This is a genomic window from Demequina lignilytica, from assembly GCF_030418375.1.
Classification (GTDB): domain Bacteria; phylum Actinomycetota; class Actinomycetes; order Actinomycetales; family Demequinaceae; genus Demequina; species Demequina lignilytica.
In genome coordinates this window covers 332,327-351,871 of sequence record NZ_JAUHPZ010000001.1, presented here as the reverse complement: position 1 = coordinate 351,871, position 19,545 = coordinate 332,327, and the positions used below count along the sequence as shown (strand labels likewise).

Annotated in this window: 20 protein-coding genes; 8 read left to right on the top strand and 12 right to left on the bottom strand. The window is 71.1% G+C overall.

Annotated elements, in window-relative coordinates; all coding sequences use genetic code 11:
• Positions 1 to 87 precede the first annotated feature (87 nt).
• Positions 88 to 420 (top strand): oxidoreductase, encoded by a 333-nt coding sequence (locus QQX13_RS01625; protein WP_301144421.1) that lies wholly within the window; start codon positions 88 to 90, stop codon positions 418 to 420.
• Between the two features lie 84 nt (positions 421 to 504).
• On the opposite strand, the gene QQX13_RS01620 is transcribed toward QQX13_RS01625, so the two are convergent.
• Positions 505 to 1,947 carry a leucyl aminopeptidase gene (locus tag QQX13_RS01620; protein WP_301144420.1) on the bottom strand — a complete coding sequence of 481 codons (1,443 nt, stop codon included), beginning with the start codon at positions 1,945 to 1,947 and terminating at the stop codon, positions 505 to 507.
• Between the two features lie 32 nt (positions 1,948 to 1,979).
• Here QQX13_RS01620 and QQX13_RS01615 point away from each other — a divergent pair, with 32 nt between their 5' ends.
• Positions 1,980 to 2,996, top strand: a complete 1,017-nt coding sequence (locus QQX13_RS01615) for a quinone-dependent dihydroorotate dehydrogenase (protein ID WP_301144419.1) — start codon at positions 1,980 to 1,982, stop codon at positions 2,994 to 2,996.
• On the opposite strand, the gene QQX13_RS01610 is transcribed toward QQX13_RS01615, so the two are convergent.
• The gene (locus QQX13_RS01610) at positions 2,927 to 4,039 is read right to left on the bottom strand and encodes a TDT family transporter (protein WP_301152236.1); all 1,113 of its coding nucleotides are present in this window, start codon (positions 4,037 to 4,039) and stop codon (positions 2,927 to 2,929) included. The genes QQX13_RS01615 and QQX13_RS01610 overlap by 70 nt on opposite strands.
• Positions 4,040 to 4,126: 87 nt before the next feature.
• Between QQX13_RS01610 and QQX13_RS01605 the strand changes: the two genes are divergently transcribed.
• A complete protein-coding gene (locus QQX13_RS01605) occupies positions 4,127 to 5,020 on the top strand; it encodes a LysR family transcriptional regulator (protein WP_301152234.1) in 894 nt (297 codons plus the stop codon).
• Positions 5,021 to 5,382: 362 nt separating this feature from the next.
• Here the strand turns inward: QQX13_RS01605 and QQX13_RS01600 are convergent, their stop codons facing one another.
• From QQX13_RS01600 to nadA, 3 genes are all read right to left on the bottom strand, one after another.
• Entirely contained in the window at positions 5,383 to 6,390 is a 1,008-nt protein-coding gene (locus QQX13_RS01600; protein ID WP_301144415.1) for an aldo/keto reductase family protein, read from the bottom strand.
• A gap of 106 nt (positions 6,391 to 6,496) precedes the next feature.
• Complete coding sequence (locus QQX13_RS01595) at positions 6,497 to 7,078, bottom strand: DUF3043 domain-containing protein (protein WP_301144414.1); 582 nt, start codon at positions 7,076 to 7,078, stop codon at positions 6,497 to 6,499.
• Positions 7,079 to 7,116: 38 nt separating this feature from the next.
• Positions 7,117 to 8,319 carry a quinolinate synthase NadA gene (gene nadA / locus QQX13_RS01590; protein WP_301144413.1) on the bottom strand — a complete coding sequence of 401 codons (1,203 nt, stop codon included), beginning with the start codon at positions 8,317 to 8,319 and terminating at the stop codon, positions 7,117 to 7,119.
• 40 nt (positions 8,320 to 8,359) lie between these two features.
• Between nadA and QQX13_RS01585 the strand changes: the two genes are divergently transcribed.
• Positions 8,360 to 9,340, top strand: a complete 981-nt coding sequence (locus QQX13_RS01585; RefSeq protein ID WP_301144412.1) for a glycerate kinase — start codon at positions 8,360 to 8,362, stop codon at positions 9,338 to 9,340.
• A gap of 111 nt (positions 9,341 to 9,451) precedes the next feature.
• Positions 9,452 to 9,805, top strand: coding sequence for an iron-sulfur cluster insertion protein ErpA (gene erpA / locus QQX13_RS01580; protein ID WP_301144411.1), 354 nt, complete (start codon positions 9,452 to 9,454; stop codon positions 9,803 to 9,805).
• A gap of 42 nt (positions 9,806 to 9,847) precedes the next feature.
• On the opposite strand, the gene QQX13_RS01575 is transcribed toward erpA, so the two are convergent.
• Both QQX13_RS01575 and QQX13_RS01570 read right to left on the bottom strand, forming a co-directional pair.
• Positions 9,848 to 10,123 carry a sulfurtransferase TusA family protein gene (locus tag QQX13_RS01575; protein WP_301144410.1) on the bottom strand — a complete coding sequence of 92 codons (276 nt, stop codon included), beginning with the start codon at positions 10,121 to 10,123 and terminating at the stop codon, positions 9,848 to 9,850.
• Complete coding sequence (locus QQX13_RS01570; protein ID WP_301144512.1) at positions 10,116 to 11,234, bottom strand: cysteine desulfurase family protein; 1,119 nt, start codon at positions 11,232 to 11,234, stop codon at positions 10,116 to 10,118. Before QQX13_RS01570 ends, QQX13_RS01575 begins: the two co-directional genes overlap by 8 nt.
• Positions 11,235 to 11,281: 47 nt before the next feature.
• On the opposite strand from QQX13_RS01570, the gene ctaC reads away from it, so the two are divergent.
• Genes ctaC through QQX13_RS01555 form a run of 3 tightly spaced genes read left to right on the top strand, consistent with a single transcriptional unit; the run spans position 11,282 to position 14,286 of the window.
• Positions 11,282 to 12,157 carry an aa3-type cytochrome oxidase subunit II gene (gene ctaC, locus QQX13_RS01565; protein ID WP_301144409.1) on the top strand — a complete coding sequence of 292 codons (876 nt, stop codon included), beginning with the start codon at positions 11,282 to 11,284 and terminating at the stop codon, positions 12,155 to 12,157.
• A complete protein-coding gene (gene ctaD / locus QQX13_RS01560; RefSeq protein ID WP_301144408.1) occupies positions 12,157 to 13,872 on the top strand; it encodes an aa3-type cytochrome oxidase subunit I in 1,716 nt (571 codons plus the stop codon). The genes ctaC and ctaD overlap by 1 nt, the downstream gene beginning before the upstream one ends.
• Positions 13,873 to 13,884: 12 nt before the next feature.
• On the top strand, positions 13,885 to 14,286 hold the full coding sequence (locus QQX13_RS01555) for a cytochrome c oxidase subunit 4 (protein WP_301144407.1): 402 nt from the start codon (positions 13,885 to 13,887) through the stop codon (positions 14,284 to 14,286).
• Between the two features lie 73 nt (positions 14,287 to 14,359).
• On the opposite strand, the gene QQX13_RS01550 is transcribed toward QQX13_RS01555, so the two are convergent.
• The 5 genes from QQX13_RS01550 to qcrC all read right to left on the bottom strand — a co-directional run bounded on the left by QQX13_RS01550 (position 14,360) and on the right by qcrC (position 19,543).
• Entirely contained in the window at positions 14,360 to 15,097 is a 738-nt protein-coding gene (locus QQX13_RS01550; RefSeq protein WP_301144406.1) for a potassium channel family protein, read from the bottom strand.
• Between the two features lie 104 nt (positions 15,098 to 15,201).
• Positions 15,202 to 15,822 (bottom strand): superoxide dismutase, encoded by a 621-nt coding sequence (locus QQX13_RS01545; RefSeq protein ID WP_301144405.1) that lies wholly within the window; start codon positions 15,820 to 15,822, stop codon positions 15,202 to 15,204.
• 246 nt (positions 15,823 to 16,068) lie between these two features.
• Positions 16,069 to 17,691, bottom strand: coding sequence for a cytochrome bc1 complex cytochrome b subunit (gene qcrB / locus QQX13_RS01540; RefSeq protein ID WP_301144404.1), 1,623 nt, complete (start codon positions 17,689 to 17,691; stop codon positions 16,069 to 16,071).
• The gene (gene qcrA / locus QQX13_RS01535) at positions 17,691 to 18,758 is read right to left on the bottom strand and encodes a cytochrome bc1 complex Rieske iron-sulfur subunit (RefSeq protein ID WP_301144403.1); all 1,068 of its coding nucleotides are present in this window, start codon (positions 18,756 to 18,758) and stop codon (positions 17,691 to 17,693) included. Before qcrA ends, qcrB begins: the two co-directional genes overlap by 1 nt.
• Positions 18,755 to 19,543: a cytochrome bc1 complex diheme cytochrome c subunit gene (qcrC, locus tag QQX13_RS01530; protein WP_301144402.1), complete on the bottom strand. Its 789-nt coding sequence runs from the start codon at positions 19,541 to 19,543 to the stop codon at positions 18,755 to 18,757. The genes qcrA and qcrC overlap by 4 nt, the downstream gene beginning before the upstream one ends.
• Positions 19,544 to 19,545: the final 2 nt, after the last annotated feature.

The following is a 19,545-nucleotide window of genomic DNA, read 5'->3' as shown; positions in this document are numbered from 1 at the left end:
TGCCACCAACGGGGAACGTGGGAGGACCAAGGGCCCGGCCGTGGCGCGCCGTCCGGGAACCAGGCGGGTGAGGCTACGCTGGAGCGCATGGGTCTGTTCTCACGCAGGTCACGCTCGAAGTCCGCTCCGGCCGCGCCCGCGGCGAAGGACGCGAAGGCGGAGACCATCCAGCACTTCCGCGAGTTCGTCGCCGGCCATGGCGAGTGCGAGGCGTACATCGAGCCTCCGACGCGCGTCACGCAGACGACCATGGTGATCGTGGCGGGGTCGGGCGAGTGGACCCGGCGACGGGTGCCCGACGAGGCGACGGCGCGCAAGCTCGCGAAGCAGTTCGCGATCCCCGCGTTCGACGTCAACCTGTCCGGCTACCCGTCGCGCATGCGCGAGTGGAACGAGAAGCACCGCAAGTCGCTGGGCTGAGCCCGCGCATCGTCCCGGCGCCTCCTGACGACGACGGCCCGGCACCCCCGCGGGGGTGCCGGGCCGTCTCGCGTCAGCGGGAGGTCACGCCTGCGCGCGGTTCTCCAGGAAGCGGAACAGCGTGCGCAGGGAGTGGCCGGTCGCGCCGGCGACGTTCTCGGCCCACGGCTTGCCCTCGTTGTAGGCGGGACGGGCGATGTCGAGGTGGCCCCACGGGGTGTCGCCCACGAACTCGCGCAGGAAGATCCCGGCGGTGAGCATGCCGCCGCCCTGCGGGTCGCCCATGTTCTGCAGGTCCGCGACCTTCGAGTCGATCCCGGCCCGGAGGTGCTCGGGGAGCGGCATCGGCCACATGAGCTCGTCCGCCTCGCCTGCGGCGGCCACCACCTCGTCGCGGATCGCCTCGGTGCCCATGACGCCCGAGGTGCGGGTGCCGAGCGCGGCACCCTGCGCGCCGGTCAGCGTCGCGACGTCGAGCACCACGTCGGGGTCCTCCTCGCACGCCTTGACCAGGCCGTCGGCCATCACCAGGCGTCCCTCGGCGTCGGTGTTGAGCACCTCGACGGTCTTCCCGCCGTAGATGCGGATCACGTCGGACGGGCGCTGCGCGGTGGCCGAGGGCATGTTCTCGGCGAGGCACAGCCACGCGGTCACGGCGACGGGCAGCTCGGCGCGGGCGGCGGCGATGACGGCGTGCAGCACCGTGGCGGCGCCCGTCATGTCCGACTTCATGGTCTCCATGGACTTCGACGGCTTCAGCGAGATGCCGCCGGTGTCGAAGGTGATGCCCTTGCCGACGAGCGCGACGGTCTGGGTCGCACCCTCGGGCGCGTAGCCCACGCGCACCAGGCGGGGCAGGCGCGACGATCCCATGCCGACGCCCAGGATCCCGCCGAAGCCCTCGTTCGCGAGATCCTGCGCCTCCCACACCTTGACCTCGACGCCTGCGGCGGCGCCCAGCTGCTGGGCGATCTCGGCGAAGGAGCCGGGGAAGAGGTCCAGCGGGGGCGTGTTGACCAGGTCGCGGATGCCGGCGGCGGCCGCGATCAGGATCTGGGCGCGGGCGATCGCGGCGTCCGAGGCACCCGCCACGGTCCACGCGGTGTCGGTGGCGGCGTCCTCGTCCGACTTGTAGTCGGTGAAGGCGTAGGCGCCGAGCAGCGCGCCCTGGGCGACGGCGACCGCCGCCTCGTCCGACTCCACGGGCAGCGCGACCACCACGGCCGCCGGCTTCTTGCCGACCGCGCGCGAGGCCTCGCCCGCGGCGGTGCGCAGGTCCTCGGTCGTGGCGTCGCCGACGCCGACCACGACGACGCGGCGCGCGGCCACGCCGACGCCCGGCAGCACCGTGACCTTGCCCGCCTTCGACGAGGCGTCGAGCGCGGCGGCGCCCGCGGCGATCGCCTCGCGAGCCTCGTCCGAGAGCAGCGGGTGGGCGGCGACCGAGCCGTCGGCGGCCCATCCCACGATGAGCGCATCGGCGTCGATCGACGCGACGGATTCCTGAGCGGTGGTGAGTGACGTCATGCGACGAGCCTAGCCCGGGTACTTTGGGACTCGTGTACCAATCCTTCTACCGGCACCTTCTCAGCCACATCGACGCCGAGCGCGCCCATCGGTTCGGGATCGCGGCCTTCAGGATGGGCGCTCCGGCGTTCCGGATGGGCCGTGCGCTGGGCCTCGTGCCCCGTCCCGTTCCCACCGGCGCGGTCCAGGCGCTCGGGCTGACGTTCCCGGCGCCCGTCGGGCTGGCCGCGGGCATGGATAAGGACGCCGAGGCGGTCGAGGGGCTCGCGGCGGCCGGCTTCGGCTTCGTCGAGGTCGGCACGGTGACCCCGCTGGGGCAGCCAGGGAACGAGCGTCCGCGGTCGTGGCGGGAGAAGGACATCCAGGGCCTGCGGAACCGGATGGGCTTCAACAACGGGGGAGCCGAGGAGATGGCGGAGCGTCTCGCGAGGCTCCGTGCCACCCGGCGCGGGCGGCGCATCGTCCTCGGGGTGAACCTCGGCAAGAACAAGGTCACGCCCGCGGAGCAGGCGCCCGAGGACTACGCCACGTCCGCCGCGCTGCTCGCCCGCCACGCCGACTACCTGGTGGTGAACGTCAGCTCGCCGAACACGCCCGGGCTGCGCGACCTCCAGTCGGTCGAGACGCTGCGACCCATCCTGGCGGCGACCCGCGCGGCCGCGGACGACGCCGTCACGGACCGTCACGTCCCGCTGCTGGTGAAGATCGCGCCGGATCTCGCGGACGAGGACGTCGATGCGGTCGCGGACCTGGCGCTCGAGCTCGGGCTCGACGGGATCGTTGCGGCCAACACCACCATCGCCCACGACCGCGGCCCCGGCGGCCTGTCCGGCCCGCCGCTGCTGCCGCGCGCCGTCGAGATCATCGGGCGGCTGCGCGCCCGGGTGGGCGACGAGATGTGCCTGATCGGCGTGGGCGGGATCAGCTCGGAGGAGGATGCGCGGCGCATGCTCGCCGCAGGCGCGACGCTCGTGCAGGTCTACACGGCGTTCGTGTACCGCGGTCCCGGCTGGGTCGCGCGGCTCAACCGCGCGCTCACCGCGGGCTGAGCCCGCCGCGCCACCAGGTCCCGCACGGTCCCGCGAGCGGCGACGATCCATCCGCCCAGCAGGAGAGCGAAGAGGGCGACGGCGATCGCGGCCAGCGCCGACGAATCCGTGTGTGCGGCGAGCGACGAGGCCCCGGTGACGCAGGTGCCCACGGGGAACGTGAACGCCCACCATGCCAACGAGAACGGCAGCCCGGTGCGTGCCGTGCGCGCCGTCAGCACCCCGGCGATGGCGAGCCAGAGCAGAGCGAACCCGAGCACGGGCACGCCGACGAGCACGGCGCCGACCCTCAGCACCTCCGGTTCGACTCCGAGCGCCGGGCCCGCGTGGTCGGCCAGCAGCCCGATCGCGGTGACGGACTGACCGAGCGGGCCGAGCACGATCCAGAGGGTGGGCACAGCGGCCGCGGCGCCGAGCTTGTGGTGTGCCAGGCGCGACCAGATCTGCGGCACGAGGGCGAGCGAGGCGAGGCCTGCAGCTCCCACCATCGCGTAGCACGCGAGCGCGAGGGTCTGAGCGGCCGCGCCGTCGAGCGATGGGAGCAGCAGCGCGCCGGTCGCGGCCGAGACCATCGGGGGCACCACCGGCATCAGCCATGCGCCTGACGCCGAGTCCGCCGCCGTCTCATGCCGGGTGAAGTGCAGCACGGGCACCCCGACAGCGGTGGCGAGCCCGACCATGGTGCCGACCGTCCACAGCACGGAGTCGATCGCGATCGCCGACGCCCCGAGCGTGGGACCGGCGACCAGCAGGGTGGCGGCGCCGTACGCGAGCAGGCCCATCGAGAGCGCGCCGTAGAACGGGGCGACCGTGCCGTCGAGAAGATACGCGCGCACGGCGCCCCGGTCGGAGAGCACGTGGCGCACGGTCGCGATGACCGCAACTGCGAGCGCGAGCCCCGCCGCGGCCCAGGCGGTCCAGGCGAGAGCGCCCAGCCCGGGCAGCTGCCAGGGAAGCGAGTGGGCGGAGGTCGCGACGATCGAGGTGCCCATCACCACCGCGAACCAGTTCGGCGGGACGGGGCGGACGGTGCGGCGTGTCATGCGTCCAGCGTTCCAAGCCGTCATGAGGTCCGGTAGTGGCAGAATGCCGGTGATCCACAACCTACGCTTGTAGAAAGAGGAGTGGGCATGCGGACCTCGCTCGAGGAGCTGCGGATGCTGGTCGCCGTGGAGCAGCACGGCAGCCTCACCGGCGCGGCGCAGGCGCTGGGCGTGAGTCAGCAGGCGGTGTCGCAGCGCATGCGGGCGCTCGAGCGCCGGTGGGGGCTCGCGCTCTTCGCCCGCTCCGCGCGAGGCACCGGGCTCACCGACCACGGTGCGCTGATCGCGGGATGGGCGGCGGCCGTGCTTGCGCAGGCGGACGGGCTCGAGTCGTCGGTCGCCGCGCTGCGGGCCGATGCCACCGCACACGTGCGGATCGCGGCGTCACTGACGGTGGCCGAGCACCTGCTTCCCGGATGGCTCGTGGCCTACGGCCGCGATCCCGACGCGGCGCAGGTGGAGCTGACCGCCATCAACAGCGCGGTCGTCGAGGAACGCGTCCGCGCAGGGCTGGACGACCTCGGCTTCGTCGAGACCCCCGATCCGCCCGACGGTCTCGCCGCGCTCGTGGTCGCGCGTGACGAGGTGGTCGTGGTGGTCGCGCCCGGGCATCCGTGGGCGCGCCGGACCTCCGTCTCCGCCGCGGAGGTGGCGCGCACGCCGCTCCTGAGCCGCGAGCCCGGCTCCGGCACGCGGCTCACCCTCGAGAGCGCGCTCGCCGCGATGCTGGGTCCGGGTTCCGTCGCCGCTCCCGCGGCCGAGCTGTCGACCACCGCGGCGATCCGCGCCACGGTGCTCGCCGGTGGGGGCGTGGCGGCGCTGAGCGAGCGCGCGGTGCGCGACGACGTCGCCGCCGGACGCCTGGTCCGGGTCCGCGTCGACGGGCCGGCGCTGGTGCGCCCCCTCGCCGCGGTGTGGGATCCCCGGAGGCGACTGGCCCCGGCCGCCGCCCGGATCCTGGAGATCGCCGCTGCGGGCTGACCGCGAGCGGGAGCATCGACCGGACACCGGCCAGCCCCGCCACCGGCCAGCCCCGCCACCGGCCAGCCCCGCCACCGGCCCCGAAATGGCGGATCGGTGCGCGGAACGGCGCGGTTTCGGGCACCCAGCGTCCATCTCGCGGGATGGGAGCGGGCGGTGGGACGGGCGGCGGGCGGTGGGAGCGGGAGGCGGGCGGCACCGGGGCGATGCCGACGACCAGGAACCAGCCCCCGGGAACACTGAGCGGGACCAGCACGTTGTCATGCATGTACGGACCTGCCAGCCGTGCATGCATTGTTTTCTCCTTTGATGCAACGAGGACCCCGGAGCCATCAGGCTCCGGGGTCCTCGCATGTCCGCGCTCAGCGCGAGGCCGGACCGGCCTCCGCGGTGCGGCCGGGGTCGCGCTCGACCACGTCGCCGAGCACGTCGTCGATCCGCGTCATGAGCTCCGCGGGGATCTCCACGCCGGACGCCTTCGCGTTGTCCACGATCTGCTCGGGCCGCGACGCGCCGATGATCGCCGCCGAGACGTTGTCGTTCTGCAGCACCCAGGCGATCGCGAGCTGCGCGAGCGTGAGGCCGAGCTCGTCCGCGACGGGCCGCAGGTTCTGTACGCGCGTGAGGATGTCGTCGCGCATGAAGCGCTCGATGAAGCGCGCGCCGGACTTCTCGTCGGTGGCGCGGGAGCCCGCGGGCGGCGGCTGCCCCGGGGCGTACTTGCCGGTGAGGATGCCCTGCGCGACGGGGGACCACACGATCTGCCCGACGCCGACCTCCTTCGAGGCGGGCACCACCTCGTCCTCGATCACGCGCCACAGCATCGAGTACTGCGGCTGCGAGCTCACGAACGGGATGCGCAGCTCCTTGGCGAGCGCCGCGCCCGCGCGGATCTGATCCGCGGTCCACTCGCTCACGCCGATGTAGTGCGCCTTGCCCGCGTGCACGATGTCTGCGAACGCGCTCATCGTCTCCTCGAGCGGCGTGTCGTGGTCGTAGCGGTGCGCCTGATACAGGTCCACGTAGTCGGTCTGCAGGCGGCGCAGCGACCCGTCGATCGACTCCATGATGTGCTTGCGCGACAGCCCCATGTCGTTCGCCCCGCCCGGCCCGGTGGGCCAGAACACCTTGGTGAAGATCTCGAGGCTCTCGCGGCGCTCGCCCTTCAGCGCCTCGCCCAGCACGGTCTCCGCCGCGGTGTTGGCGTAGACGTCGGCGGTGTCGAACGAGCTGATGCCCACGTCGAGCGCCGCGCGCACGCACGCCTTCGCCTGGTCGTTCTCGACCTGCGAGGCGTGGGTGATCCAGTTGCCGTAGGTGAGCTCGGTGATCTTGAGGCCGGAACGGCCCAGGTATCTGTAGTTGACCATGGTCCGACCCTAGGCGAGGGACGCGACCGGAGCCGAACCCGGCCGGGAACGGCGAAGGCGCCCGCGGCACGGGGCCGGGGCGCCTTCGGACGATGCGCGGGTCGCGTCAGCTCGGGAACTCGCCCCGGTTAACGGCGGGCTTCGGCGCACGGAAGCGGCGGATGTTGAGCTGGCGGGCGATCACGTAGAAGGTCCAGCCGCGCGGCAGCTTCTTCCAGCCGAACTTCTCCACGAAGCGCTTCTTGAGCCGGCGCGTCATCAGGAACGTGTCGACGGCGACGATGATCACCAGCAGGTAGAAGAAGACGATCAGGCCCAGGCCCGCCCAGGTCTGCGACGGGACCAGCAGGGACGCGACCACGAAGACGATCGAGACGGGCAGCAGGAACTCGCCGAGGGTGGTGCGCGCGTCGACGTAGTCGCGAAGGAACCGGCGCTCGGGGCCGCGGTGCTCGAGCGGCATATGCCGCTCGTCGCCCTCGCGCATCGCCTGGTACTCCTTCTCGCGCTGCGCGCGCATCTTCTCGCGCTGCTCCTTCTTCGCCTGCTTGCCGTCGGGGACGATCGGGCGGCGGCGCGCGGCCTCCTGGTCCTTGCGCTTGGGGGTGGGGCGCCCCTTCCTGTCGCCCGGCACCTCGATGCCGGGGATCTCGGTCGCGGGGGTCTCGTTGGTGTTCTGGTCGCTCATGATCATGTCGGGGCGGCCGCCCCTGGCAGTCCTTCGGGTCAGTCCTTGGCGGGGTTGAGGGCGGGGAGCGCGAGCATCTGGTCGAGCGCCACCTTGGCGAGGCGCTGGGTCTCCGCATCGACGACGATGCGGTTGGGGACCTCTCCCGCGGCCAGCGACTCGAGCGCCCACACGAGGTGGGGCAGGTCGATGCGGTTCATGGTGGAGCAGAAGCACACCGTGTCCTCGAGGAAGTGGATCTCCTTGTCGGGGTGCGCGTTCGCGAGGCGCCGGACCAGGTTCAGCTCGGTGCCGATGACCCAGCTCGAGCCGGGCTCGGCCGCGTCGAGCGTCTTGATGATGTACTCGGTCGAGCCCACGAAGTCGGCGGCTGTGACCACCTCGTGAGCGCACTCGGGGTGGACGAGCACGTTGATGCCCGGCACCTCCGCGCGGAAGCGGTCGACGTGGGCGCGGCGGAAGCGGCCGTGCACCGAGCAGTGGCCCTTCCACAGGATCATGCGGGCCGCCTCGACGGCCTCGGGGGTGTTGCCGCCGAGCGGCTTGCGGGGGTCCCAGACGATGCAGTCGTCCAGCTCCATGCCGAGCTGCAGCACCGCGGTGTTGCGGCCCAGGTGCTGGTCGGGCAGGAACAGGACCTTGCCGTCGCCGTCGACGCCGCCCACCTGGTCGAAGGCCCAGCGCAGCGCGACCTCGGCGTTCGACGAGGTGCAGACCACGCCGCCGTGGGCGCCGCAGAACGCCTTGATGGCCGCGGTCGAGTTCATGTAGGTGACGGGGACCGTGCGGGAGGCGACGCCGGCCTCCTCCAGCTGGGCCCACGCATCGTCCACCTGGTTGATGTTCGCCATGTCGGCCATCGAGCAGCCGGCGGCCATGTCGGGCAGGACCACGGCCTGGTCGTCGCCGGTGAGGATGTCCGCGGACTCCGCCATGAAGTGGACGCCGCAGAACACGATGAACTCGGCCTCCGGGCGGGCGGCCGCGTCGCGCGCCAGCTTGAAGGAGTCGCCGGTGACGTCGGCGAACTGGATGACCTCGTCGCGCTGGTAGTGGTGGCCGAGGATGAAGACGCGGTCGCCCAGCGCCTCCTTGGCGGCACGCGCGCGCTCGACCAGGTCGGGGTCCGAGGCCGCCGGCAGGTCGCCCGGGCAGTCGACGCCGCGCTCCGACAGCGGATCGCGACGCTCGCCCAGGAGCATCAACGCGGACGGCGAGGGCTCATGGAAGGTCTGGGTCATTCGCACATTGTCGCATGACGGACACGGCACACTGGTGGCCATGCGTGCCGTGATCGCCGCCCAGAGCTGGCCCCGCCCCGACGCTCCCGATCTCCCGCCCGCGGCGGTCGCCTCGGCGGCGGCGGAGGCCTGGGGAGCGGCGGCGCCGCACGTCGACGTGGCCGCCGTGCCCGTGCCTGACGGCGGGCCTCGCACGGCCGATGCCCTCGACGGAGAGGCGCTGACCGTCGGCGGGGCGACGGCCCGTCGACGGGGGGACGCGCTCGTGCTCGCGCCCGTGACGGGGGCGCGTTGGGAGCCCGCCGCGCTGGCGGCGGCGCTGCTCGGGCTGGCAGCGGCGGGGGAGAGCGGCACCGTCGTGGTGCCGGTGGGCGACGAGCCCCCGGCGGGGGATGCGACAGACCTGTGGGGCGGTGGGCTCGAGGCGGCGCGCGCGGGCCTGAGCGGGCTCGCCATCATGGCGCTCGCGGGCTCCGACCGGCCGCTGCTCGGCTTCACGGGCATGAGCGCCTCGGTGCGCGACGGACGGGAGCACGATGCCGCGCTCGCCCTCGCGGCGCAGGCACAGGAGGAGCGCTGGTCCGCGATCGCCCGCGAGGCCGACCCGGTCGCCGCCCGGCGCACCCTGCTGGGGCCGGGTCGCCTGTCCGATCAGCCGGGCAGCGGCGCCGCGGGCGGACTGGCCTACGCGCTCGCGGCGCTCGGCGCGCGGATCGTGCCGGCGGCGCCCGCCGTCGCGGAGCTCGCCGGTCTCGACCGTGCCGCCGCCGACGCGGACGTGGTCGCGTGCGTGACGGGACGCCTCGACGCCCGCGGGCTCGACCACGGCGTGGCGGCCTCCGCGGCCCGGGTCGCCGGCGCCACGGGGGTGCCGGCCGTCGCCGTCACCGCGCACCTGGCGCTGGGCCGGCGCGACCTGATGGCGGCGGGGATCGCGGGAGCGCACGAGGGGCTGCCGGGGGAGGCGGGGCTGGCCGACCAGATCCGCCGGGTCGCCCAGACATGGACCCCGCGGCGCTGAGCCGGTTCCTGTTCGCCGGTGGATGATCCATCAACGAATCGCGCGCCGGGGGTGGGGAATGTCCGCGCCGCGGCGTACGCTGGTCCCGTAACCGAGAGAGAGGAGGCGCCAGTGACCGAGACTGCGACCGAGACCAAGTCCCACGGCGTCGTGATCACCGATGCCGCAGCGGCCAAGGTGAAGAGCCTGCTGGAGCAGGAGGGTCGTGACGACCTCCGCCTGCGCCTCGCGGTGCAGCCGGGAGGCTGCTCCGGCCTCATCTATCAGCTGTACTTCGACGAGCGCACCCTCGACGGGGACGCGATCCGCGACTTCGACGGCGTCGGAGTGGTCGTGGACAAGATGTCCGTCCCGTACCTGGACGGCGCCACGATCGACTTCGCGGACACGATCGAGAAGCAGGGCTTCACGATCGACAACCCGAACGCGTCGAGCTCGTGCGCATGCGGAGACTCGTTCAGCTGAGCCGCGCGGGGCGACCCGATCGCGCGAACTGAATCAGAACACCTAGAGGAGACGGACGGTGAGGGCCACGGCCCCGCCGTCCGTCTTCGTCTCCCCGACGAACTCGTGGCCCGTCATCCGGGCCCATGCGGGGACGTCGAGACGCGCCGCCACGTCGGTGCAGACCACCGTGATCGTGGTGCCGGGCGCCCTCCCGCGCGCCGCCCGGCCCAGCTCGATGATCGGCAGCGGGCACAGCAGCCCCGTCGCGTCGATGGTGACGTCGGCCGCGCCGGACGGCGACGCATCGTCCCCGCCGGAGGCGCGATCCTCAGCCAAGGTCCGGTGCCCCGGCCTCGTCGCGCAGGTCGCCGAGGATGCGCGGCATCAGCGCCAGGAAGCGCTCGATGTCCGCCTCGCCGACGCCCGGGTGCAGACCGAGCCGGACGTTCCCATGGCTGAGCGCACCGATCGAGGCGAGCACGCGCGACGGCTCGAGCGTGCTGGTCGTGCAGGCGGAGCCGGAGCCGACCGCGATGCCCTCGCGGTCGAGGCGCGTCAGGAGCGCCTCCCCGTCGACGTACAGACAGGAGAACGTCACCACGTGCGGGAGCCGCTCCGCGGGATCGCCGACGACGTCGACGCCGGGCCAGTCGGTCGCCCGCGCGCGGACGTGGTCGATCAGCGCCCCGAGCCGCGCGCCCACGGCGTCCAGCTGCTCGAGCCGCTCCTGCAGCGCCACGGCCGCCGCCAGGGCGGCCGGGACGCTGACGCCGCCGGGCGCCCAGTCGTCGCCCTCGGGCCACACGGGCAGCCACCGGGTCGAGGGGCGTAGCGCGACCACGCCGATGCCCTGGGGGCCGCCCCAGTCCGCCGGGTTCGCGACCAACGCGTCCCATCGCTCGGGGGCGGGGACGTGGCCGATGCTCGCGGTGGCGTCCACGATGAGAGGCACGGCTGCCGCGGACGTCGCGGCGTGCACACGGTCGAGCCGCTGCAGCGTCCCGATCTCGTGATTGCCGTGCTGGACCGCGGCGAGCGCGACGTCCGGGTCGGCCAGCTCGGCGCCGAGCGCCTCGATGTCGACGTGCCCGTCGCGATCGACCGGAACGGTCGCGAGGCGCCCGCCGCTGACGTAGTCGGCGGCGTGGAGCGTGGCGTCGCGCTCCACGGCGGAGGCGACGATCCGGCCGCGGCCTCGCCGGGCCGCGAACACCCCGGCGATGACGCGCTCGAGCCCCAGGTGCGGGGAGGCGGTGAGGTGCACCTGCTCGGGACGCGCATCGAGGGCGTCCGCGATCGCCTCGCGGGAACCGTCGAGAAGCTGGCGCGCGCGCCGCGACTCCGAGTGGAGCCGCGTCGGGTCCGCCCAGCCGTCGGCGAGGCCCGCCTGGAACGCTTCCAGCGCCCGATTCGTCATAGGGGAGGAACCACTGGCGTCGAGGAACATGCGGGCGGCCTGCATGCCCTCACCGTATCGCGCGCTACACTGCCCGTGTGTCCTCGATTTCGCGTCCCCGCGCGCTCGGAAAAGCCCTGGCAGGAGCCCTCGCCCTGGGACTGACGTCCCTGGTCGCCGGCTGCTCCACCGGGATTGAGAACGGCGCCCTTCCCAGCACCCCTGAGATCACCAACCAGACCGGGCGGATCATCACGCTCTGGAACGGCTCCTGGATCGCCGCGCTCACCGTCGGCGTCATCACCTGGGGCCTGATCCTCTGGGCGGTCATCGTGTACCGCAAGCGCAAGGGAGACACCAAGCTCCCGCTGCAGACCAGGGCGAACGTTCCGCTCGAGCTGATGTACACCATCGTCCCGCTGCTGATGATCGGCGTGCTGTTCAAGTACACGGTCGAGGACATCTCCGCGATCAAGGACACGTCCGAGACCCCGGACATCCACATCAACGTGGTCGGCAAGCAGTGGAGCTGGGACTTCAACTACGTCGACGACGACGTGTACGACCCCGGTGTCCAGGCGAGCCTGACGGGCGAGGAGGGCGTCGAGGAGACGCTCCCGACGCTGTACCTCCCCGTGGGCGAGCGCGTCGAGTTCACGCTCGACTCGCGCGACGTCATCCACTCGTTCTGGGTGCCCGCGTTCCTCTACAAGGAGGACGTCATCCCGGGCCGGACCAACACGTTCCAGATCATCCCCACCCAGGAGGGGATGTACCAGGGCAAGTGCGCCGAGCTGTGCGGCGAGTACCACGCGTCGATGCTGTTCAACGTGGCTGTCGTCTCCCGCGACGAGTACGACGCTCACATGGAGGAGCTGCGCAACGAGGGCTACACCGGGCAGATCGGCGTCGAGGAGTACTCGCGCGATCAGGTCGTCCAGCTCACCGAGGAGCACGAGGAGGCTGATTCCTGATGGCCACGGTTTCGTACGAGGCCGGCGGCGACGCCGCCCGCCAGGTGTCCGTCCCGGTCGCGCCCACCAAGCGCGGCTCGATCGTCATCAAGTGGTTGACCACCACGGACCACAAGACCATCGGGTACATGTACCTGATCACGTCGTTCTTCTTCTTCGTGGTCGGCGGCCTGCTCGCGCTGCTGATCCGCGCGGAGCTGTTCGAGCCGGGCATGCAGGTGGTCCAGTCCGCCGAGCAGTACAACCAGCTGTTCACCATGCACGGCACGATCATGCTGCTGCTGTTCGCCACCCCGCTGTTCGCGGGCTTCGCGAACTTCATCATGCCGCTCCAGATCGGCGCGCCCGATGTGGCGTTCCCGCGCCTCAACATGCTCGCGTACTGGCTGTACGCGTTCGGCGGCGTGATCGCCATGGCGGGGTTCTTCACCCCGCAGGGCGCCGCATCCTTCGGCTGGTTCGCGTACGCGCCGCTGTCGAACTCGGTCTACTCGCCGGGCGTCGGCGGCGACCTGTGGGTCTTCGGACTCGCGCTCGGTGGCTTCGGCACCATCCTCGGTGCGGTGAACTTCATCACCACGATCGTGACGATGCGCGCGCCGGGCATGACCATGTTCCGGATGCCGATCTTCACCTGGAACATCCTGGTGACGTCGATGCTGGTGCTGCTGGCGTTCCCGCCGCTGGCCTCGGCGCTCTTCGCGCTCGGCTCGGACCGCGTGCTCCACTCCCAGGTGTTCAACCCTGACAACGGCGGCGCCATCCTCTGGCAGCACCTCTTCTGGTTCTTCGGCCACCCCGAGGTGTACATCATCGCGCTGCCGTTCTTCGGCATCGTCTCGGAGATCTTCCCGGTGTTCAGCCGCAAGCCGCTGTTCGGCTACCACGGCCTGGTGTACGCCACCATCGCGATCGCGGCGCTGTCGGTCACGGTGTGGGCGCACCACATGTACGTCACCGGCGCGGTCCTGCTGCCGTTCTTCGGCTTCATGACCATGCTCATCGCGGTGCCGACCGGAGTGAAGTTCTTCAACTGGATCGGCACCATGTGGCGAGGGAAGCTCACCTTCGACACACCGATGCTGTGGTCGATCGGCTTCCTGGTCACCTTCCTCTTCGGCGGCCTCACCGGCATCATCCTGAGCTCGCCGGTGCTCGACTTCCCGCTGTCCGACTCCTACTTCGTGGTCGCGCACTTCCACTACGTGGTGTTCGGCACGGTCGTGTTCGCGATGTTCGCGGGCTTCTACTTCTGGTGGCCCAAGTTCACGGGCAAGATGCTCAACGAGCGCCTGGGCAAGGTGCACTTCTGGCTGCTGTTCTTCGGCTTCCACACCACCTTCCTGGTCCAGCACTGGCTGGGCGCGATGGGCATGCCGCGACGCTACGTCGACTACCTGCCCGAGGACGGCTTCACCTGGATGAACCAGCTGTCGACCATCGGCGCCGTGGTGCTTGCGCTCTCGACGCTGCCGTTCCTGTGGAACGTGTACATCACCTCGAAGCGGGCGCCCAAGGTGACGGTGGACGACCCGTGGGGCTTCGGCAACTCGCTCGAGTGGGCGACGTCCTGCCCGCCGCCGCGCCACAACTTCACGTCCATCCCGCGCATCCGCTCGGAGCGTCCGGCGTTCGACCTGCATCACCCGGGTGCGGCGGCGATCGACCACTATCAGGCCGAGCGCGACAACACCGACCACGCCCCGGTCGGCTAGGAGGAGAGCCGCATGCGCATCGAGGCGAATGTCTTCAACATCCCGACGGCCTTCTTCATCCTGGCTGGCACGGCGTACGGCATCTTCACCCACTGGAGCGAGTGGGTCGGGTTCCTCGCGATCTACCTGACCGCCGGCATGTTCGGCATGGTCGGCTTCTACTTCAAGATGCTCGAGCGTCGCCACGGCAAGCGACCCGAGGACGCGGAGGACGGCGAGATCGCCGACCACGCGGGGGAGCAGGGCGTGTTCGCGCCGTGGAGCTGGTGGCCGCTGGTGCTGGCCGCCGGCGCCGCGCTGTCCTTCGTGGCGCTGGCCGTCGACTGGTGGATCATGGTCCCGGCGGCTGTGCTCGGCACCATCGGCCTGTGGGGCTGGGTCTTCGAGTTCTCGCGCGGTCAGCACGCCCACTGAGCGTCAGCCGCGAACGGTTCACGGCCCGGTCCCCGCGCGGGGACCGGGCCGTCCTCGTTCCCCGTGGCGCGGCTCAGGGCTCGTCAGGACCGGGCGCTCGGGTGTCCCTGCCGCGGAGCCACGTATGGCTCCCGCCGAGGCCCACCAGGCGCGCGATGACGATCGCGAGGTAGAGGGTCCCGACCACGGCCTCGAACGACCATAGGGCACGTGCCCACGGGGCCAGCGGCACGATGTCGCCGAAGCCGAGCGTGGTCAGCGTCACGTAGCTGCCGTAGATGAGGCCCTGCCAGGCCAGCGGCTCTCCCGACGCCGTCTGGTCGACGAAGCTCCCCGGGGCGGCGAGCTCGAGCTGGGCGGAGAGGAGGCCGCACACGCCGCCGAACAGCAGATAGATCGCCACGGCCACCAGGATGAGGTCGGTGACCGTCGCGTGCGCGGGAGGATGGACCAGCGCGTCGAGGAGCGCCACCATGAGCGCGAGCTGGAGCAGGAACGAACCCGCGAGCATCGCGCGCGTCGCGGCGAGGTCGTCCTGCTGCACCGCGAACCAGGTCGCGCCGGCGACCAGGGCGGCGGCGGCCGCCACGAGGGGCCAGAAGCGTCGCGGGTCGGCGGCGCCGATGCGCACGGCGACGACGACGAGCCCGATGTAGACGGACAGGTAGAGGAGGGTCCACAGCCGTCCGTCGAGGGTCGCGGGGTACGCGAACTGGAGCACCGCGAGGCTCCCCACGAGCAGCCAGAGCGCGGAGCGTCGATCCGCGGCGCTCGTGGCGCGCCCGCGGGCTCTCAGGGCCTCTCCCGGCATGCTCCCAACCTAGCGGGCAGGCCGGGGGAGATGGGGACCCAGGAGACGCGACAGGGGCCGCCTCCCGGATGGAAGGCGGCCCCTGTCGGGTACGAGGACGTCCGTCACATGACGATGAGGCCCTGAGTCGCGGTCGCGGTGATGAAGCGCTGCTGGACGTTGGCCCAGTCCACGACGTTCCACCACGCCTTGACGTAGTCCGCCTTGACGTTCTTGTACTGGAGGTAGAAGGCGTGCTCCCACATGTCGAGCATGAGCAGGGGGATCAGACCGACCGGCACGTTGCCCTGCTGGTCGTAGAGCTGCACGATCACGAGCTTCTTGCCGATGGTGTCCCAGGCGAGGATCGACCAGCCCGACCCCATGATGGTCATCGCGTTGTTCGTGAAGTGCGCCTGGAACTTCTCGAACGAGCCGAAGTGCTCGTCGAGCGCCGCGGACAGCTCGCCGGTGGGCTTGTCGCCACCCTCCGGGGACATGTTGGTCCAGAAGATCGAGTGGTTGGTGTGACCGCCGAGGTTGAAGGCGAGCGCCTTCTCGAGGCCGGCGATCGCGCCGAAGTTGTCGGTGTCGCGCGCCTCCGCCATCTTCTCCAGAGCGGTGTTCGCGCCGGCGACGTACGCGGCGTGGTGCTTGCTGTGGTGCAGCTCCATGATCTGACCCGCGATGTGCGGGTCGAGGGCGCCGTAGTCGTACGAGAGGTCCGGCAGCGTGTAGTCGGCCATATCTCCTCCAAGGTCGGGCCGCGGCGCACACGCGTCACGGCCGGTTTTCCGGGAACGTCCCGAGCCTACTCATGGCAGGGCGACGGGGCGAGGATGGTTCTCCTGTGACAACTCCCGTGTCGGCGCGGGCATTCCGGGACGATGCTGGGGATTCGCTCGGAACGCGGCATCGGCGGGCAACGGTGCCGGGAACGCCGCAGGGGCGTCCCGGATGCTCCGGGACGCCCCTGCGGGTGACGATGCGTGTCAGTGGTGCGCGTGCTGCGCCTCCTCGAGCTCCTCCGGCGTGACGGGGGAGATGCGCTGCTCGAAGTAGAAGCGCGACAGCCGCTGCTTGAAGCGATCCCAGCGGTAGCCCTTGCGGCGCACGCCCCGGTCGTTGAACTCGGGCTCGATCTCCAGCGGCGCGATGTCCTCGTAGCCCACGCGGAGCCAGCGCTCCTGCTCGTCGAGCGGCTCGTGGACCTCGATGTACTCGCCGTGCTCGTGGCGGACGATCCGACCGGTCTCGTTTCCGTGGAGCACCAGCTCGCGGTCCTTGCGCTGGAGCCCGAACGCGATGCGCCGGGTGATCCAGAAGGCGAGCACCGGGATCACGAAGATGCCGATCCGGAAGAAGTAGGTCAGGTCGTTGAGCGACAGGTGGAAGAGGTTCGCGATGATGTCGTTCGACCCCTCCATCACGAGGATCACGTAGAACGTGATCAGCGCCACGCCGAGGCCCGTGCGCACCGGCGCGTTGCGCGGCCGGTCGAGCACGTGCTTCTCGCCGCGGTCGCCCGTGGCCCAGGCCTCGATCCACGGGTACAGCGCGAGGAAGCCGAAGAACAGGCCGGGCAGGATGACGGCGGGGATCAGCAGGTTCCAGCTGAGCGTGTAGCCCCAGAACTCCCACTCCATGGGGATGACGTCGAACAGCCAGCCCGGCATCAGGCGGAGCGCGCCGTCGATGAACAGGATGTACCAGTCGGGCTGCGTGCCTGCGGAGACCGGGGACGGGTCGTAGGGGCCGTAGTTCCACACCGGGTTGATGGTGAACAGCGCCGCCACGAGCGCCACCACGCCGAAGACCACGAAGAAGAAGCCTCCGGCCTTCGCGGTGTACACGGGGAACAGGGGCAGGCCCACGACGTTCTTGTGGGTGCGGCCACCGCCCGGGTACTGCGTGTGCTTGTGCAGGAACACCAGGAACAGGTGCAGTGCGATCAGCGCGAGGATCAGGCCCGGCACCAGCAGGATGTGCATGGTGAAGAGGCGGGGGATCAGGATCTCGCCGGGGAACTCGCCACCGAAGATCCAGAAGGAGATGTACTCGCCCAGGATCGGGATCGAGCGCGTCACGCCTTCGATGATGCGCAGGCCGTTGCCGGAGAGCACGTCGTCGGGGAGCGAGTAGCCCGAGAAGCCGGCCGCGAGCGACAGGATCATCAGGGTGAAGCCCACGAGCCAGTTGAGCTCGCGCGGCTTGCGGAACGCGCCGGTGAAGAACACGCGCGCCATGTGGGTGACGATCGCGGCGGTGAACAGCAGCGCGGCCCAGTGATGGATCTGGCGCATGAGGAGGCCGCCGGGGACCTCGAACGACATGTGCAGCGTCGAGGCGAACGCCTCCGACATCTCCACGCCCTGCATCGTCTCGAGCGGGCCGTCGTAGGTGACGATCGTCATCGAGGGGACGAAGAAGGCGGTCAGGAACACGCCGGACAGCAGCAGGATGATGAACGAGTACAGCGCGATCTCGCCCAGCATGAACGACCAGTGGTCGGGGAAGAGCTTGCGCGCGAAGAACTTGACGAAGCCGCCGATCGAGGTGCGCTCGTCGACGTAGTTCGCGGTGCCCGCGGCGGCGCGGTTGAGTCGGGTGCCCATCAGTGGCTGCTCTCCTCGGTCGAGTCGGACAGGCCGTCGGACGTGTTCTTGAGGCGCGTCCAGTACGACGGCCCGATCGGCTCGTGGAAGTCGCTCTGAGCGATGATGTAGCCCTCGTCGTCGACCGCGATCGGAAGCTGCGGAAGCGGCCGCTTCGCGGGCCCGAAGACCACCTTGGCGCCGTCGGCCACGTCGAAGGTCGACTGATGGCAGGGGCACAGCAGGTGGTGGGTCTGCTGCTCGTACAGCGCCACGGGGCAGCCGACGTGCGTGCAGATCTTGGAGTACGCGACGATCCCGTCGAACGACCAGTCCTCGCGGCCCTCCTGGACCTTGAGGTCGCGCGGGTCGAGGCGGAGCAGGAGCACGACGGCCTTGGCCTTCTCCTCGATGAGCCCGTGCTCGAGGTCGTTGAGACCCTCGGGGATCACGTGGAAGGCGGAGCCGATGGTGACGTCCGCGGCCTTGATCGGGGTGCCGTCGGGGTCGCGGGTGAGCCGCATGCCCTTGCGCCACATGGTGTGCGCGAACTTCTTGGTGTTCCAGTCCGCGCCCATGTTGCCCAGCTGCGGCACCAGGATCGCCAGGGGAGCGGCGAGAAGCGCCGCGACGCCGGTGCCGACCAGGAGGCCGCGGCGCTTGATGCCGCTGATCCCGGAGTCCGCGGCACCGTCCTTGAGGTTCTGGATCGCGCCCTCGCGGGACTCGTCGGAGGACCGCAGCTCGTGGCGCTCCTCGACCATCTCGTGGTCGCGCATGAGGGTCTTGGCCCAGTGGATGGCACCGAGGCCGATGCCGATCATGGCGAGGAAGATGCCGATGCCGATCGCCATGTTCGCGAAGCGGATCGAGTCGATCTCCTCCGACATGTCGATGGCGAAGTACGCGCCGATGGCGACGACCGTGCCGACGATCGAGATCCCGAAGAGCGCGGCCACCTGGCGCTCGGCGCGCTTCTCTGCCTTCTCGTCGACGTCCGCGCGGCGCGGACGGTGGTACGGCAGACCCGGGTCCTCGAAGGCCTCGGGCGCGCCGTGATCCTCAGCGGGCTTGTCTACGGTGCTCATGAAGAACGGGCTCCGATCCACACGGTGCTGGCGATGATGAGTCCGAGGGCGATCAGCCACCCCCACAGGCCCTCGGCGACGGGGCCGATGGTGCCCAGGCGGAAGCCGCCGGGGGAGCCGGCGTCCTGCGCCTCGAGGTAGGCGATGATGTCGCGCTTGCCCTCGGAGGTGATGTTGGCGTCGTTGAACACCGGCATCGACTGCGGGCCGGTGAGCATCGCCTCGTAGACGTGGGTGGGGGTGGTCTCCCACAGGTTCGGCGCGTACTTGCCCTGCGTCAGCGCGCCGCCGCCTCCGACGGAGCCGTGGCACATCGCACAGTTGGTGCGGAACAGCTGCATGCCGTTCGCGGCGTCTCCGAGCGCGGGGTCGACCTGCTCGGCGGTCGGGATCGCGGGGCCGGCGCCCAGCGAGGCGACGAAGGCCGCGAGCTGGTTGATCTCGTCCTGCGAGAACTGCGTGCGCTTGGCGATGGCCTGCGGGCCGGACGCCTGCATCGGCATGCGTCCGGTGCCGACCTGGAAGTCGACCGCGGCGGCGCCGACGCCGACCAGCGAGGGCGCCACGCCCTCGGTGCCGGTGGCGTCGAGCCCGTGGCAGGACGCGCAGTTCGCGGCGAACAGCTTCTGACCCTCGGTCACGTCGTCGGCCGTGGTGGTGACGGCGGCGTCCGCGGAGGTCGCCTGGGAGATGGCCCAGGCCACGCCGGTGACGAGCGCGAGCAGCAGGGCGACGAGGATGACGGGGGCCGCGCGGTGGTACCGCCGCCTGGCGAGCGAATGCATCT

What these genes read in the sequence shown, in the direction of transcription:
- QQX13_RS01625 (WP_301144421.1), top strand. Translation starts at nt 88, where the DNA reads ATGGGTCTGTTCTCACGCAGGTCACGCTCGAAGTCCGCTCCGGCCGCG.
- QQX13_RS01620 (WP_301144420.1), bottom strand. Translation starts at nt 1,947, where the DNA reads ATGACGTCACTCACCACCGCTCAGGAATCCGTCGCGTCGATCGACGCC.
- QQX13_RS01610 (WP_301152236.1), bottom strand. Translation starts at nt 4,039, where the DNA reads ATGACACGCCGCACCGTCCGCCCCGTCCCGCCGAACTGGTTCGCGGTG.
- QQX13_RS01605 (WP_301152234.1), top strand. Translation starts at nt 4,127, where the DNA reads ATGCGGACCTCGCTCGAGGAGCTGCGGATGCTGGTCGCCGTGGAGCAG.
- QQX13_RS01600 (WP_301144415.1), bottom strand. Translation starts at nt 6,390, where the DNA reads ATGGTCAACTACAGATACCTGGGCCGTTCCGGCCTCAAGATCACCGAG.
- QQX13_RS01595 (WP_301144414.1), bottom strand. Translation starts at nt 7,078, where the DNA reads ATGAGCGACCAGAACACCAACGAGACCCCCGCGACCGAGATCCCCGGC.
- nadA (WP_301144413.1), bottom strand. Translation starts at nt 8,319, where the DNA reads ATGACCCAGACCTTCCATGAGCCCTCGCCGTCCGCGTTGATGCTCCTG.
- QQX13_RS01585 (WP_301144412.1), top strand. Translation starts at nt 8,360, where the DNA reads ATGCGTGCCGTGATCGCCGCCCAGAGCTGGCCCCGCCCCGACGCTCCC.
- QQX13_RS01570 (WP_301144512.1), bottom strand. Translation starts at nt 11,234, where the DNA reads ATGTTCCTCGACGCCAGTGGTTCCTCCCCTATGACGAATCGGGCGCTG.
- ctaD (WP_301144408.1), top strand. Translation starts at nt 12,157, where the DNA reads ATGGCCACGGTTTCGTACGAGGCCGGCGGCGACGCCGCCCGCCAGGTG.
- QQX13_RS01555 (WP_301144407.1), top strand. Translation starts at nt 13,885, where the DNA reads ATGCGCATCGAGGCGAATGTCTTCAACATCCCGACGGCCTTCTTCATC.
- QQX13_RS01550 (WP_301144406.1), bottom strand. Translation starts at nt 15,097, where the DNA reads ATGCCGGGAGAGGCCCTGAGAGCCCGCGGGCGCGCCACGAGCGCCGCG.
- QQX13_RS01545 (WP_301144405.1), bottom strand. Translation starts at nt 15,822, where the DNA reads ATGGCCGACTACACGCTGCCGGACCTCTCGTACGACTACGGCGCCCTC.
- qcrB (WP_301144404.1), bottom strand. Translation starts at nt 17,691, where the DNA reads ATGGGCACCCGACTCAACCGCGCCGCCGCGGGCACCGCGAACTACGTC.
- qcrA (WP_301144403.1), bottom strand. Translation starts at nt 18,758, where the DNA reads ATGAGCACCGTAGACAAGCCCGCTGAGGATCACGGCGCGCCCGAGGCC.
- qcrC (WP_301144402.1), bottom strand. Translation starts at nt 19,543, where the DNA reads ATGCATTCGCTCGCCAGGCGGCGGTACCACCGCGCGGCCCCCGTCATC.